We start from the raw sequence: 14182 nt of genomic DNA, 5'->3' as shown, positions 1-14182 counted from the left end.
TAGTTCAAATTGATAAAGCGGATTTTATTTTTCTGTATAAGCCTTTCTCCTTTCTAATGAATACTCTATATAGATATCTCAAAGAAAGGAGAGTAACATAAATATGGCTGATTACTTTTATAAAGATGGTAAAAAGTATTATAAAAACCAAAAAATTTCCCATTCATTTCAATCAACCAATAATTGCTTTATCGATACTCACACTATAGCCGGTTTTAGAGAAAATTTAACTGGTAATATCCCATTAACCATTACAATATTACCTGGAGCCGCTCAAACTATTTTTGAAGATTTTTCCGAAAATCCAAATTCAACTTTCCTTCAGCTATTAGTACCTGAAAAGGAACTTCCTATGACCGTAACCATTCGATCAAGAAATACTAATTCACCCATTACCGTGACTATACCTACAGGAGCTACAAGATTTTTTCAAGTTGAAAATTTTGAAAGCCTCACCGTCTCAACCTCTAGTTCTCAACCTGGTTTTTTGAGCTTATTTATCAAAAAAACCTTTTGTATTTGCTGTAATGATCAGAACAATCATTGCAATGAATATTGCCATAGACACGACCATGATTATGATTATGATTATGATTGTTAAGTTAACTGCCAAAAGAATCCTTTTTATAAAGGGTTCTTTTGCTTTTACACCACTAACATCCAAGCATTCATGTATTCATTTATCTACCATTCCTTGTTTCTTAATAAAATAAGAATTTTGTTTAAATTCACCTTAATTTACATCTAGTTTTCTTAACATTCAAATTAACAACTGTATAATATAATTAAACTATTTGTATGAAAGGTAATTATTATGAACTGGAAACAAAAATACAATCCAAAGTATCTCTTTTACCACATGTATAGTTATATTTATAAAGCCCTTGATGATATATCATGGTCCTTAAAATAATTTATATTGTTATGAGTACACATTTTCTGTGTGCTCTTTTCACATTGCTATAAAATAACGCCTTTGTTATAAACTCATCGCTGATATGTCCAAAATGTAGTTTTATAGCGAAAAAATTACAACTGACTTACACAAGATTCAAATCATAATGAAGGAGTGTTTAAAGTGAAAGGACATATTCAAAAAAGAGGAACAAAATGGTGCATTGTTGTCGATATCAGGCCAGATCCGGAGACAGGTAAAAGAAGATAGAAATGATTTTCGGGATATAAAACGAAAAAAGAAGCTCAAGCAGATGTTGCGAAAAAAATTACTGAATCGAATGAGGGGACTTTCATTCAACCATCTAAAGTTACAGTAAAAACCTTTTTAAATGAATGGATTGAAGCTAAAAAAATTAATGTAAAGAAAAGTACCTATGATGAGTATAAAGGAATTATAAAAAATCACTTAATTCCTCATTCAGGTGAAATAAAGCTCGAAAAATCGAACGCTATGCACATTCAACGATTCTATAGCAAATTAAGTGAAGTTATGGCTGCAAATACGATTCATTTAGTTCATACAGTTCTAAGTACAGCCTTAAATCAAGCCATAAAATTTAAACTGATTCCATTTACCCCTGCAAGAATGGTAGAAAGTCCAAGAAAAGAAAAAATCTCATTCCAAGTGTGGGATGAGGAAGAGGTGAAGCCCTTTATAAACGTATCTCAAAAATCACGATATCACATTGCTTATGTATTAGCAATCACTATAGGCATGCGTATGGGAGAAATCTTAGGTCTTCGTTGGCAAGACATTGATTTCAAAAACAAGACGATTTCAATCAATCATTATCTCACGACTGTAAATTAATTTTAGATACAAAAAGCCAAAAACTCTAAACGTCTAATTCCAATTGACAATGGAACTATAGAAGCACTACAAAAACATAAATTGCGTATAAACTAAGAAAAATTAAAAGCCGGACAAGCTTATCGCAATTTAGATTTTGTTGTCTGCTCTCAATTAGGCAATTTAGTATTTCGTTCACAATTCCATGTAAACTTTAAAACATATATTGAGAAGTCTGGATTAAAAGTGATTCGTTTTCATGATCTACGTCATACACATGCTACCTTATTATTGAAACAAGGTGTACATCCTAAAATTGTATCGGAACGTTTAGGTCATAAAGCTGTTTTCATTACTTTAAATAAGTACTCGCATATTTTACCTGGAGCACAAGAAGAAGCAGTAAAAACTCTCGGAAAAGCATCTTCAGATAGTCAATGGTTGCAAATCAATAAAAAACGCGGTTCCTTATTGTACAGAAACCGCGTTTTTTATTTTTTAAATATTAGTAAAGAGACATATATTGATCGCGTTCCCATTGGTGAACTTGCGTGCGGAACATATCCCATTCAATCTCTTTCGCTTCGATGAAGTGTTCGAGTAAGTGTTCTCCTAACGCTTTACATATCACTTCGTTAGATTGTAGTGTAAGTAATGCTTGCGCTAATGTTGCTGGTAAGTCAACGATACCTGCTTCTTCACGCTCTTCTTTTGTCATTACATAGATGTTGCGGTCTACTGCAGCTGGCGGAGTTAATTTATTTTTAATTCCGTCAAGGCCTGCTGCTAATAATGTTGCCATTACTAGATATGGATTTGCAGCTGGGTCAACACTACGCACTTCAACACGTGTACTTATACCACGAGATGCCGGAATACGCACTAATGGGCTACGGTTTTGTGCAGACCATGCTACGTAACAAGGTGCTTCATATCCAGGTACTAAACGTTTGTAAGAGTTTACCGTTGGATTTGCTACCGCTGTAAATGCTGGCGCGTGTTTTAAAATACCTGCAATAAAATGACGTGCATCATCACTTAATTGTAAGTCACCGTTTTGATCGTAAAATACGTTTTCTCCATTTTTAAATAATGATAAGTTGCAGTGCATACCAGAACCATTTACTCCAAATAGTGGTTTTGGCATAAAGGTCGCGTGTAAACCGTGTTTACGAGCAATTGTTTTTACAACAAGTTTAAATGTTTGAATGTCATCACATGAACGGATTGCGCTTGCATATTTAAAATCAATTTCGTGTTGTCCTGGCGCAACTTCATGGTGAGATGCTTCAATTTCAAATCCCATTTCTTCAAGTTCAAGAACGATATCACGACGACAGTTTTCCCCTAAATCCATCGGCGCAAGGTCGAAGTATCCACCATTATCATTCAGTTCTAATGTTGGATTCCCTTTTTCATCAACTTTAAATAGGAAGAATTCTGGCTCTGGTCCAAGATTAAAGTCTGTAAAACCTAACGCTTCCATTTCTTTTAGGACACGTTTTAAGTTATTACGCGGGTCCCCTTCAAACGGAGTTCCATCAGCATTATAGATATCACAAATTAAACGAGCGACTTTCCCTTTTTCAGCAGTCCAAGGGAAGATTACCCAAGTATCTAAATCTGGATATAAATACATATCGGACTCCTCAATACGTACGAATCCTTCGATTGAAGATCCATCAAACATCATTTTGTTATCTAATGCTTTTGTTAATTGGCTTACTGGAATTTCTACGTTTTTAATTGTTCCTAAAAGATCTGTAAACTGCAAGCGGATGTATTTTACATTCTCTTCTTTCGCTAAACGAAAAATATCTTCTTTCGTATACTTTGCCATTATAAATTCCTCCTTAATCCCTCTAATCACCTTCAGAATCAGTAACCCTTAGTGAAAAAACCTCGAAATATCACCTTGTCGTAATGAAGTTCGATTGAATCGACCAGTATGTTGCAATTCATCTCGAAGAATTCTACGAAGCTCAGCTTTTGAAATTTCTTTTGTTTCTTCTTTTGTTTTCACTGCTTCTGTTTGATTTTCTTTCATTTGTAATACTTGTTTAACACCAGCCATGTTTAGCCCTTGATCTAACAAGTCTTTAATTTCCAACAACTTATCTACATCGTTAAATGAAAACAATCTACGATTTCCCTTTGTACGGGTTGGAGAAATCAAATTGTGTTCTTCATAGTAGCGAATTTGACGAGCAGATAGTTGTGTTAAATCCATTACAATTCCAATAGGAAACAGCGGGGCAGAACGTCTATCTTCTTTCATTGTTTCAGTTCCTCCTTCGCCTTAACTGTTTCTCATTTTATATTATGTTATGTTTGATGTCAATACATGTTAGCTTTTCTTACATGATTTTTTTGTAAATTTTTTATTCTTTTTTAAAATCGAAAAACAAACTAAAAAAGCTGCCGAAAAAATCGACAGCTTCCCCTCAAGAAATCGTTAATAAGTTTTTTTCAATTAGCGCATCAATTGCAGAACAAATCGCAATCTTAACATGAGAATATGTTAAACCACCTTGCACATAAGCAACATATGGCGGACGAATCGGACCATCTGCCGATAACTCAATACTCGCACCTTGAATAAACGTACCCGCAGCCATAATCACATCATCTTCATAACCAGGCATATAATTCGGATACGGTGTAAAGTGCGAATTAATAGGGGATGCATATTGAATCGCTTGACAAAACGCGATCATACGCTCTTTATCATCAAATTGAACAGATTGAATTAAATCCGTTCTCGGAGCATCCCAAGTTGGCGATGTATTCATCCCTAACCTTTGTAAAAAGGCCGCGGTAAAAATCGCTCCCTTTAGCGCTTGACCAGCAACGTGCGGCGCTAAGAAGAAGCCTTGATACATCTCTTGCAAACTATATAAAGACGCACCTGCTTCCGCTCCAATACCTGGAGATGTCAGGCGATAAGCGCAAGCTTCTACATATTCTTCTTTTCCGACAATATAGCCGCCTGTTTTTACAATACCGCCGCCTGGATTTTTAATAAGAGAGCCAGCCATTAAGTCCGCGCCAACATGACATGGCTCTTGCTCTTCAATAAATTCACCGTAACAGTTGTCTACAAATACAACAACATCTGGTTTGATTTCCTTTACAAATGAAATCATTTCTTTCACTTCTGCAATTGTAAATGATGGACGAGTTGCATATCCTTTTGAACGCTGAATACCAATCATTTTTGTTTTTTCATGAATCGCAGCTTCCACTGCTTTAAAATCAACGCGCCCTTCACTTGTTAATGGAACTGCATTATATCCAATGTTATATTCTTTAAAAGAACCAACACCTTTACCACGTACACCAACAATCTCTTCTAACGTATCATATGGCTTTCCTGTAATATATAATAATTCATCACCTGGGCGTAATATACCAAATAAAGCTGTCGAAATTGCGTGCGTACCGGAAATAATTTGCGGACGAACAAGTCCAGCTTCCGCTCCAAATACATCTGCATACACTTTTTCTAACGTATCTCGCCCAATATCATCATAACCATACCCTGTTGTCGGGATAAAGTGTGAATCACTAATTTTATGTTTACGAAAACTTTCTAATACACGAAATTGATTGCTTTCAATTACTTCATCCACACGTTTATGTATGTCTTGAATTTGACTTTCTATTTCTTTTACAATTGGGGCAAGTTTTTCTCCATTTTTCAAACGATCAAACATGATGCTTCTATTCTCCTTTTCCCACTAAAAATCTTTGCAGTGATTCGTTGAGTGCAGAATGAGTAAATATATACCCTGTACACTCGTATAACAATTCAGTTTCTTTAAATACCATACTCGTTAATACCGTATCCGTTTTTAAAAGCGCCAACAACCTCCCCTCACTTGGAGGAATCTTAACTTTATACGGTTCCATCTCTTCAATCATTTTCTTTTCCACTGCCTGTTTTAAATTGAATAAGTCATTTTCTTGAAATGCACTTGTCATAAGAAAATCGCTTTTCGGAAATGGAATAAAATTTTGATGTAATTTGTCTTTCTTGTTATACACTGTAATAACCGGAATATGATCAATCCCAAGTTCCGTTAATAATTGTTTTACTGTTTGTTCATGCCCTGCATAATTCGGATCTGCAGCATCAACAACATGTAAAATCACATCAGCTTCGCCGGCCTCTTCCAAAGTCGAACGAAACGCGGCAACTAATGAAGTCGGTAAATCTTGAATAAATCCAACTGTATCAGTAAGCAATACCGTATAACCACAAGGTAATTGCATTTTTCTTGTCGTTGGATCTAACGTTGCAAACAGTAAATTTTCTTCGAATGCATCTGCTTCCGTTAATCTATTAAATAACGTAGACTTTCCGGCATTCGTATAACCAATTAATGCTACTTGGAATGTTTGATTATTTTTTCGTCGTTCGCGATATCTTTTTCGATGCTCTACAACGACTGCTAACTGCTTCTTAATTTCATCAATACGAGACCGAATATGTCTTCGATCTGTTTCCAGTTTCGTTTCACCTGGGCCTCGCGTACCAATTCCACCTCCAAGCCGTGATAACACTAATCCTTGTCCCATAAGACGCGGCATCATATATTGTAGCTGAGCCAGCTCAACTTGCAACTTCCCTTCTCTTGATTTTGCACGCTGAGCAAAAATATCTAATATGAGTTGCGTTCGATCAATGACTCTCGCATCTAAAACAGAAGATATATTACGAATTTGACTAGGTGTTAATTCATTATTAAATATAATAACATCCGGTTCTAATTCCTCTGAAAGCGTGACAAGTTCGTCTAATTTTCCTTTTCCAATATAAGTGGCTGGATGAAATTTCGGGCGCTTTTGTGTTGTGGAAAGAAGGACTTCTGCACGCGCCGTCTTTGCAAGTGAAGCAAGTTCTGTCATTGAATACATAAACCGTTCATCATCATCTTGTGGTAACTGACAACCAACTAATATGACTTTTTCTTTTTCTTCCATCAAATATATTCACTCATCCTTTTCGAATTTTAAGCCTTCTAATATAATAGCAGAGGAAGCACATTTCATCTAGTTAGCGGGGGAGAAAATTCATGGCATGGGAGATTTTTAGTATCATTGGTACAATCGCTTTTGCACTTAGCGGAGCAATTGTTGCAATGGAAGAAGATTATGATATTTTTGGGGTATATATTTTAGGAATGGCAACTGCATTTGGGGGAGGTGCCCTCCGCAATTTACTCATCGGCTATCCAATCGGCGCGTTTTGGCAACAAGATATGCTTTTTCAAATCGCGCTATTGTCAATGACAATTATTTTTTTATTTCCTAATAAATTAATTAAACATTGGAAAAGGTGGGAAAATATAACAGACTCTATCGGCTTATCTGCATTTGCAGTACAAGGTGCACTTTATGCACAAAAGCTTCATTTACCTATTAGTGCTACAATTGTTGCAGCTGTTTTAACAGGAATTGGCGGTGGTATCATTCGAGATTTACTAGCACGTCGTAAGCCTCTCGTCCTTCGTGCAGAGGTCTATGCTTTTTGGACGATTTTAGCAGGTTTTTTAATCGGCGCCAAAATAATCGTAAGTGACTGGGCTCTATATACATTGTTTATTTTCATTGTTTGCTTCCGTATGATTTCCATTCATTATAAATGGCACTTACCACATAGACGATTGGAAAATAAGGAGCGTTCCCTTCATAAATAGCAATCATACCTCTTTACTACGTAACGTAAAGAGGTTTTTTCTTTTCCATTGTTTTTTTCTCTTTAGAGTGCTCATACTAAATTTTAAAGAGAGGTGAATCTAATGACCAATCACGTAAACAAAGGAGCTCAAAAAAGCTCTGTTAATCAAATTGAACACGACCCTAATTCTGCGCATGAAAAAAGTTTGAAGATGGAGCGTTATCATAATGCCTATCAACGAAAAGCAAAAGAAAAATAGGAGGTTTTTTAATGGCTAAGGGAAATAACAAACGAAATCGCGGGCAAAGTAATAGTGTTAATCCACAAGGACTTGCATCAGATGCAGCAGATCAAAGTCCGAAAAGCAAATTAGAATACCGCGCAAAAACAAAAAATACGAAATAAAAAATAAACGCACAGTTTAGAGACTGTGCGTTTCCTCTTCAAGTGTTAAATCACTACTCGTTATCCCAATCAAATCACGTTTATCATACGCATCTTCTTGCAATAAACGCATCGCCTGTGTCCGAATGGATTTCTCCACAATATTCCGAACATATCGCCCATTGCTAAAAGATGTAATTTGGGATGAATATTTTACAGCATGTAAATGATCGCGGAACTTCCACTCCGCCTCTTTCGACAACTGATACTCTCGCTCATCATACATTCTTTTCCCAATTTCCAACAATTGATTTACTGTATAATCAGCAAACTCAATGATAAAAGGGAAACGCGATTGTAGACCTGGATTCAGAGAAAGAAAATGGTTCATTTCCCTTGAATATCCAGCTAAAATTAACACAAAACCATGTTGCTTATCTTCCATGTGCTTTACAAGTGTATCGATTGCTTCTTTCCCAAAATCCTTTTCTCCACCACGCGCTAACGAATATGCCTCATCAATAAACAAAATGCCACCCATCGCTTTTTTTATTAAATCTCTCGTTTTTTGTGCGGTATGTCCGATATATTCACCAACAAGATCAGCACGTTCTGCCTCAACTAGATGGCCCTTCGACAAAACATTCATCTCAAATAGCAATTTCCCAATCAATCTTGCAACGGTTGTTTTTCCTGTGCCAGGATTCCCTTTAAACAACATGTGTAGTACTTGTTTTTCTGATTTCAGTCCTGCTTCTTGCCTCTTTTTATTTACATAAATCCAAGCATAGATTTCTTTTATAATTTTTTTGATTTCTTCCATTCCAACAAGCTTTCCCATCTCCTCTTCAATCTTCTGTAGCATCTCATGTTTTGTAGCTGTTTCATTAGAAAGAAGCGCCTTATTTTCCGAAGCAGGTACTGAAAATTTTTTTCGGTGATTTAACACAATATTAATTTGATTATTATTTTTCTTTCGCATTGATTGTTCCATGTACTCACCTCTTTTTATCTACTTATCCAATAATACTATTCATATATTCACCTTATAAACGGCTATTTTCAGAAAAGTTTGCTATAATATAAGAAATAACTAGGGTGGTGGAACTATGGAAACAACAGAGCTCCATGATACAGTGCAAGCCTTTTCTACTTTTTTATTAAGTAAAGGTAGAAAGCCTTCAACCATTAAAAGGTACGTTTATGATATTGAAGATTTCGGACATTGGCTAAAAAAAAATAAAAGGCTTCCCTCTAGTAATATATGGTCCACACTTTGTACAAAAGACTATGAAGATTATTTTTATGATTTAAAAATGAAGCGACACTACTCCGAAAAAACAATGCACCGCGTATTTATCGTGTTGAACAGATTGTATCAATTTTTAAACCTACCAAATCCATTAAAAAATATGGAAATCGTCATTCAACCGAATCGAGCATTACGGGATGAAGATTTTATTTCACCCGAAGAAGAACAACGTTTAAAACGTATTGTTACTTCACTAGAGGGATTATCAGAAAAACAGCAATCCGTTCGTCCATTACTAATAGATCGTAATATTTCTATTTTAATTTTACTCATTGATTATGGCTTATCTTTACAAGAACTTGTATCACTAAATATGCATCATATTCATTTTGAAACAAACTCGATTTCTGTCCCTGCAGTTTCTGGGGTCGAAAGAACTATAATCTTAACTACCGACGATAAGAAACAGCTATACACTTATTATAAAAATATCCCTAAACCAGTTCGACCTAATTATCATAGCGATGATCCCTTTTTCATTGCATTTGATTTTAACCGTGGTACATATCGCTGGGTATATGAAAATGATGCACCGAAGGCACTGACTGAAATTGCAATTCAGAAAATGATTCGCCTTGAAGTAAAAAGAGCTAACTTACGTAAAGGTATTTCCAGCCAACATTTTCGAAATACATTTATTTTACGATTAATTAAACAACAAATACCTGAACAAGAAATCATAAAATTAGTCGGCTTTAAATCGAAAATTTCATTAAAAAGATATTATCTCTATGCAACACAAACAGAAAATGCCTAAAAATAGGCATTTTCTTCATTTTTCCGGAAACAAGCCACTTTCACTAGTCCCGATTGTTTCCTGTTTGCATTTACTATTATGAATTCGTTCGTATCCCAAAAGAAAGGAGAAAAAAGAATGTCTTATTTTGATAGTCATGATAAACTACCTAAACCGTGTTTTCCTAATAATTCTGGACGCATCCCAATCTTAAGCTCCATCCCGATTTCTAAATCCCAACTTCGAACATTCCGAGCAATTATCTCCCATTTAACAAAAACCATCCCTAACCTATTCCTTAATCCTTCTCCATCGACCATTGAAGATTTTATAGATACATTATGCTTATTAAAAAAGTTTATTAAATGTTTAGAGACTTCTTCTTCTCAAAAAGCAATCGGACTTGCGATTATAAAAAATTTAATAACCATATTAGAAAATCCTACATTTGTTCCAGGCGCCGTATTTATTGAACTTCAAAACTTGGTCAACTATTTACTATACATCACTAAATTATTCCGATTAGATGATTGTATACTTGAATGCATCATTGATCAAATTGAAGAATTACAACTTATACTCATTGAATTTGCACCATTTGGAACAATTGGGCCTACGGGCGCTACTGGACCTACCGGCGCTACCGGACCTCAAGGGCCTCAAGGCGTTCAAGGACCTACAGGGGCCACTGGACCTCAAGGGCCTCAAGGCGTTCAAGGACCTACAGGCGCTACCGGACCTCAAGGGCCTACAGGGGCCACTGGACCTCAAGGGCCTCAAGGCGTTCAAGGGCCTACCGGCGCTACTGGACCTCAAGGACCTCAAGGGCCTACCGGCGCTACTGGACCTCAAGGACCTCAAGGGCCTCAAGGCATCCAAGGGCCTACCGGCGCTACTGGACCTCAAGGGCCTCAAGGTATCCAAGGACCTACCGGCGCTACTGGACCTCAAGGACCTCAAGGCATCCAAGGACCTACCGGCGCTACCGGACCTCAAGGGCCTACTGGGGCAACAGGAGCTAGCTTTCCAGTCGCAACAGCCGTTCTACAAAATTCTAACTCTCAAACTGTAGATTTAGGGGAAAATTTCGTCTTTAGCACAAGTTCTAACCTTAGAAATATTAATTTCAATGGGACTGACACACTTACTATTCTTGAAGATGGCGTTTATGTTATCAGTTTTTCAATTTCTATCACTGCACCTGCTTGCGCACCATTCGGAGTAGGTATTTCGCAAAACGGAGCCGTACCAAGTGATAATTTCTCTGGTAATGTAATTGGTTCTTCTCTTTCTTTCACAACAATTGAAACATTGACAGCCGGCACAAATATTACTGTTCAATCCACTCTAGGTGAAATCTCAATTCCTGCTACAGGCGATACTAACATCCGACTTACTATATTTAGAATCGCTTAACCTAAATCATGTTTCTTGTTATTTCCATGAAAGTGCAAGATAAATAAAAAAAGAGCGAGATTTCTCGCTCTTTTTTGTTATGTACATTTATTTGCTATTCTAATTCAATTGCAACATTCTTTTGAGGCATAAATGTAGAAATAGCGTGTTTATAAATAAGCTGTTGCTTACCTTCTGTTTCCAATAAAACTGTAAAGTTATCAAACCCTTTAATTAATCCACGAAGCTGGAAACCATTTAATAAGTACAGCGTCACAAACGTATTTTCTTTACGTAGTTGATTTAAAAATTGATCTTGAATATTGATTGATTGCTTCATGTCGAATCCTCCTCTTTTTCTCTACTCAATTATTATTCGACTTTAGTTGGAGCTTTCCTTCTATATATCGCAAAATTTCTGCTGTTTTTTCACCATCTGTAACATCAAACCATGCTACATCCATTTTATTACGAAACCAAGTTAATTGACGTTTCGCATATCGACGTGAATTTGTTTTCAATTGCGATATCGCCTCTTCTAACGAGGTAGCTCCTGCAAAATAACGATATAACTCTTTATAACCAATTGCTTGAATAGATTGACAATCTCGTACACCATTTTGATATAAGCGTTTCACTTCTTGCTCTAACCCTTGTTCCATCATAAGATCAACACGTAAGTTGATGCGATCATATAGCATTGTACGATCCATTGTCAAGCCAATTAAGACAACATCATATAATAATTCATTTTTTTGTTTTTCAAGTTGCTCACTCATTTTTTTCCCGGTTGTCTGGAAAATTTCTAGCGCTCGAATCACACGCCTTACATTGTTAGCATGAATACGCTTTGCACTTTCTGGATCTACTTCTTCTAATTTTTTATGTACAAATTCTACCCCTTGTTCTTCAGCTAATTTTTCCATTCGTTCTCTATATGCAGTATCTCCTGCTTCATCTGTAAATTGATAATCATATAGAACAGATTGGATATAAAGACCCGTTCCACCAACAATAATCGGCAATTTCCCACGTTTTGTAATTTCTCGAATATGTCCGCGAACAAGCTCTTGAAATTCCGCTACAGAAAACGAATCTTCTGGATCCTTAATATCAATCATATAATGCGGAATCCCTTCCATTTCATCAGCTGTTACTTTAGCAGTCCCAATATCCATCGTACGATAAATTTGCATAGAGTCTCCACTAACAATTTCACCATTCAACGCTTTTGCAAGTTCAATGCTAAGCTTCGTCTTTCCTACAGCTGTCGGACCGATGATGACAACAACTTTCTCACGTTGCTTTTCTTCCATATATTTCAACTCTCTTTATGTAATGTACTCCGTCATTATATCCAATCTTACCAATATTAACTGTTAAAATGCAAGTTCTTTCAATTCGGTAAATGAAATTATATTAATAAAACTCTTACAATAGACATAATTTCTCCACTTCTTCATATATATGATAAAAAAATATGATCGGAGAGGATAGCATGAATGTAAGACAAGCCCCTATTGATTTTTCAAAATTAACAAACGAACTTATTCTTGCTATATCAACAAAAGAAAAAGATTGTACCAAGGAAGAATTATATTTTGCGTTAAACTGTCTGCTTCGTTCCTTTCATACAGTAATTGATAAAGATTCATTATCATCCAATTCACTACAATATATACAGAATCAATTTTGTAGCATGTATAAAATTATTACTGGTCGAACTATATATCCCTTTTAACATACAAAAAACCTGTCAGGAAATTCCTAACAGGTTTTTTCATGATATACTATTTTATAATTTTCACTTTCACATGCTTACGTCCCCATTGGTTAGCAGTTCCATCAGAGCCAACTAACACATCAATACGGTTACCTTTAATTGCACCGCCAGTATCACCAGCAATCGCTTCTCCATACCCTTCTACCCACACTTTTGATCCTAACGGAATCACATTCGGATCAACAGCAATCACTTTCATATTCGGATTGGCTGTTAAATCATGACCCATTGCTGTTAATACTCGACCGCCATATGTACCATTTTCACTTGGATGAGCTGTATATGCTGTAGCTTCAACCGTTAGTTCACGTCCACCTGAAGGTTCACTTGTAGTTTTCGGTTTTGATTGCACTACCTGTGTCTGCTTTTTTTCTTGTACTACCGGTTTTGATTGTACAACTTGCGCCTTTGTTTGCACTTGTTTTACTGGTGCTTTTTCCTTTACAGGTGTTACAACTTTTACAGGCGCTTTTTCTGTTAAGAAAGAAGCATAAACATAAGCTGTTTTTCCATTATAATGAAATTGTAGCCAACCATTTTGTATTTGATTCGTTGTTTCAATCAAATCATCTTTCTTTAGCGTACCGAGAATTTCTGAACTCGCACTCATTCCTGCACGTACGTTCAATGCATTTGCAGTTACATAATACATATTTTTCGTAAACGCTGCGCTTACGAATACATCCTTACCATTCCATTTAATTTGTGACCATCCATTTTCTGTATTTACAACATGTAGTTCATGACCTTTTAACACTTTTCCTACAACTGTTGATTCCACAGTTGGTTCTTCTCGTACATTGAGTACATCTGTTGTTACAACTGTTTCCGCTTTAGCCGAAGAATCATAAATTCCAAAACCAAAAAACGCCGCTATTGCTATACCAACTATTTTTTTCATGAATAGCCTCCATTCGCTTTGTTTTTGTGTCCTCATTATAACAACAGATTTTTTTTAATGAAGAAAATCACACAATTACAAACGATTCGTAACAAATTATTAATAGTCTGTAATATACATTTGAATATAAAAAATTACCTTTCTACCTTGATTCACATCACTTTTAATAGATTTCTATTCTATTTCTATACATATTTTTTTACATGAAACAAAATAATATTACCTTTTTATTACAAATTAA

The 14182-nt window shown here is 35.8% G+C and carries 16 protein-coding genes and 2 pseudogenes; 10 read left to right on the top strand and 8 right to left on the bottom strand.

All coding sequences use genetic code 11. From position 1 onward, the window contains the following. Positions 1-103: 103 nt before the first annotated feature. The 4 genes and pseudogenes from MR056_RS11495 to MR056_RS22665 all read left to right on the top strand — a co-directional run. Positions 104-601 carry a hypothetical protein gene (locus MR056_RS11495; protein WP_048723339.1) on the top strand — a complete coding sequence of 166 codons (498 nt, stop codon included), beginning with the start codon at positions 104-106 and terminating at the stop codon, positions 599-601. A gap of 621 nt (positions 602-1222) precedes the next feature. Continuing rightward, positions 1223-1426 (top strand): annotated as a pseudogene (locus MR056_RS22880) (N-terminal phage integrase SAM-like domain-containing protein); the annotation flags it as partial. A gap of 21 nt (positions 1427-1447) precedes the next feature. After that, a complete protein-coding gene (locus tag MR056_RS22875) occupies positions 1448-1768 on the top strand; it encodes a tyrosine-type recombinase/integrase (RefSeq protein ID WP_472926858.1) in 321 nt (106 codons plus the stop codon). A 141-nt stretch (positions 1769-1909) separates the two neighbouring features. Beyond that, a pseudogene (locus MR056_RS22665) lies at positions 1910-2338 on the top strand (tyrosine-type recombinase/integrase); the annotation flags it as partial. Here MR056_RS22665 and glnA read toward each other — a convergent pair. From glnA to hflX, 4 genes are all read right to left on the bottom strand, one after another. Further along, positions 2253-3587: a type I glutamate--ammonia ligase gene (glnA, locus tag MR056_RS11480; RefSeq protein ID WP_012094816.1), complete on the bottom strand. Its 1335-nt coding sequence runs from the start codon at positions 3585-3587 to the stop codon at positions 2253-2255. The pseudogene MR056_RS22665 and the gene glnA sit on opposite strands and share 86 nt — an antisense overlap. 48 nt (positions 3588-3635) lie before the next feature. Beyond that, positions 3636-4025, bottom strand: coding sequence for a transcriptional repressor GlnR (gene glnR / locus MR056_RS11475; RefSeq protein ID WP_012094817.1), 390 nt, complete (start codon positions 4023-4025; stop codon positions 3636-3638). Positions 4026-4191: 166 nt separating this feature from the next. Continuing rightward, positions 4192-5463 carry a methionine gamma-lyase family protein gene (locus MR056_RS11470; protein ID WP_012094818.1) on the bottom strand — a complete coding sequence of 424 codons (1272 nt, stop codon included), beginning with the start codon at positions 5461-5463 and terminating at the stop codon, positions 4192-4194. A 7-nt stretch (positions 5464-5470) separates the two neighbouring features. Next, complete coding sequence (hflX, locus tag MR056_RS11465) at positions 5471-6733, bottom strand: GTPase HflX (RefSeq protein ID WP_048723337.1); 1263 nt, start codon at positions 6731-6733, stop codon at positions 5471-5473. 92 nt (positions 6734-6825) lie between these two features. Between hflX and MR056_RS11460 the strand changes: the two genes are divergently transcribed. The 3 genes from MR056_RS11460 (at position 6826) to MR056_RS22270 (ending at position 7835) form a co-directional block, all read left to right on the top strand. Continuing rightward, positions 6826-7449 carry a trimeric intracellular cation channel family protein gene (locus MR056_RS11460; RefSeq protein WP_012094820.1) on the top strand — a complete coding sequence of 208 codons (624 nt, stop codon included), beginning with the start codon at positions 6826-6828 and terminating at the stop codon, positions 7447-7449. 102 nt (positions 7450-7551) lie between these two features. Continuing rightward, on the top strand, positions 7552-7689 hold the full coding sequence (locus MR056_RS11455; protein WP_012094821.1) for a hypothetical protein: 138 nt from the start codon (positions 7552-7554) through the stop codon (positions 7687-7689). A gap of 11 nt (positions 7690-7700) precedes the next feature. After that, the gene (locus MR056_RS22270; RefSeq protein WP_255815853.1) at positions 7701-7835 is read left to right on the top strand and encodes a hypothetical protein; all 135 of its coding nucleotides are present in this window, start codon (positions 7701-7703) and stop codon (positions 7833-7835) included. A 16-nt stretch (positions 7836-7851) separates the two neighbouring features. Here MR056_RS22270 and spoVK read toward each other — a convergent pair whose 3' ends face one another. Then, a complete protein-coding gene (gene spoVK / locus MR056_RS11450) occupies positions 7852-8808 on the bottom strand; it encodes a stage V sporulation protein K (RefSeq protein ID WP_012094822.1) in 957 nt (318 codons plus the stop codon). Between the two features lie 115 nt (positions 8809-8923). Here spoVK and MR056_RS11445 point away from each other — a divergent pair, with 115 nt between their 5' ends. Then, the gene (locus MR056_RS11445) at positions 8924-9883 is read left to right on the top strand and encodes a tyrosine-type recombinase/integrase (protein WP_048723335.1); all 960 of its coding nucleotides are present in this window, start codon (positions 8924-8926) and stop codon (positions 9881-9883) included. Between the two features lie 117 nt (positions 9884-10000). Beyond that, complete coding sequence (locus MR056_RS11440; RefSeq protein WP_242136559.1) at positions 10001-11278, top strand: Gly-Xaa-Xaa repeat protein; 1278 nt, start codon at positions 10001-10003, stop codon at positions 11276-11278. 94 nt (positions 11279-11372) lie between these two features. Here MR056_RS11440 and hfq read toward each other — a convergent pair whose 3' ends face one another. Both hfq and miaA read right to left on the bottom strand, forming a co-directional pair. Further along, the gene (gene hfq / locus MR056_RS11435) at positions 11373-11597 is read right to left on the bottom strand and encodes an RNA chaperone Hfq (RefSeq protein ID WP_012094825.1); all 225 of its coding nucleotides are present in this window, start codon (positions 11595-11597) and stop codon (positions 11373-11375) included. A 25-nt stretch (positions 11598-11622) separates the two neighbouring features. Next, positions 11623-12573, bottom strand: coding sequence for a tRNA (adenosine(37)-N6)-dimethylallyltransferase MiaA (gene miaA, locus MR056_RS11430; protein WP_012094826.1), 951 nt, complete (start codon positions 12571-12573; stop codon positions 11623-11625). Between the two features lie 182 nt (positions 12574-12755). Between miaA and MR056_RS11425 the strand changes: the two genes are divergently transcribed. After that, entirely contained in the window at positions 12756-12998 is a 243-nt protein-coding gene (locus MR056_RS11425; RefSeq protein ID WP_012094827.1) for a hypothetical protein, read from the top strand. 49 nt (positions 12999-13047) lie between these two features. Here MR056_RS11425 and MR056_RS11420 read toward each other — a convergent pair whose 3' ends face one another. Beyond that, the gene (locus tag MR056_RS11420) at positions 13048-13941 is read right to left on the bottom strand and encodes a 3D domain-containing protein (RefSeq protein ID WP_012094828.1); all 894 of its coding nucleotides are present in this window, start codon (positions 13939-13941) and stop codon (positions 13048-13050) included. Positions 13942-14182 lie beyond the last annotated feature (241 nt).

The sequence above is a fragment of the Bacillus cereus group sp. BfR-BA-01360 genome (assembly GCF_022663595.1).
GTDB classification, from domain to species: Bacteria; Bacillota; Bacilli; order Bacillales; family Bacillaceae_G; genus Bacillus_A; species Bacillus_A cytotoxicus.
The sequence above is the reverse complement of the archived record's forward strand: the minus strand, read 5'-3'. Positions and strand labels throughout refer to the sequence as shown.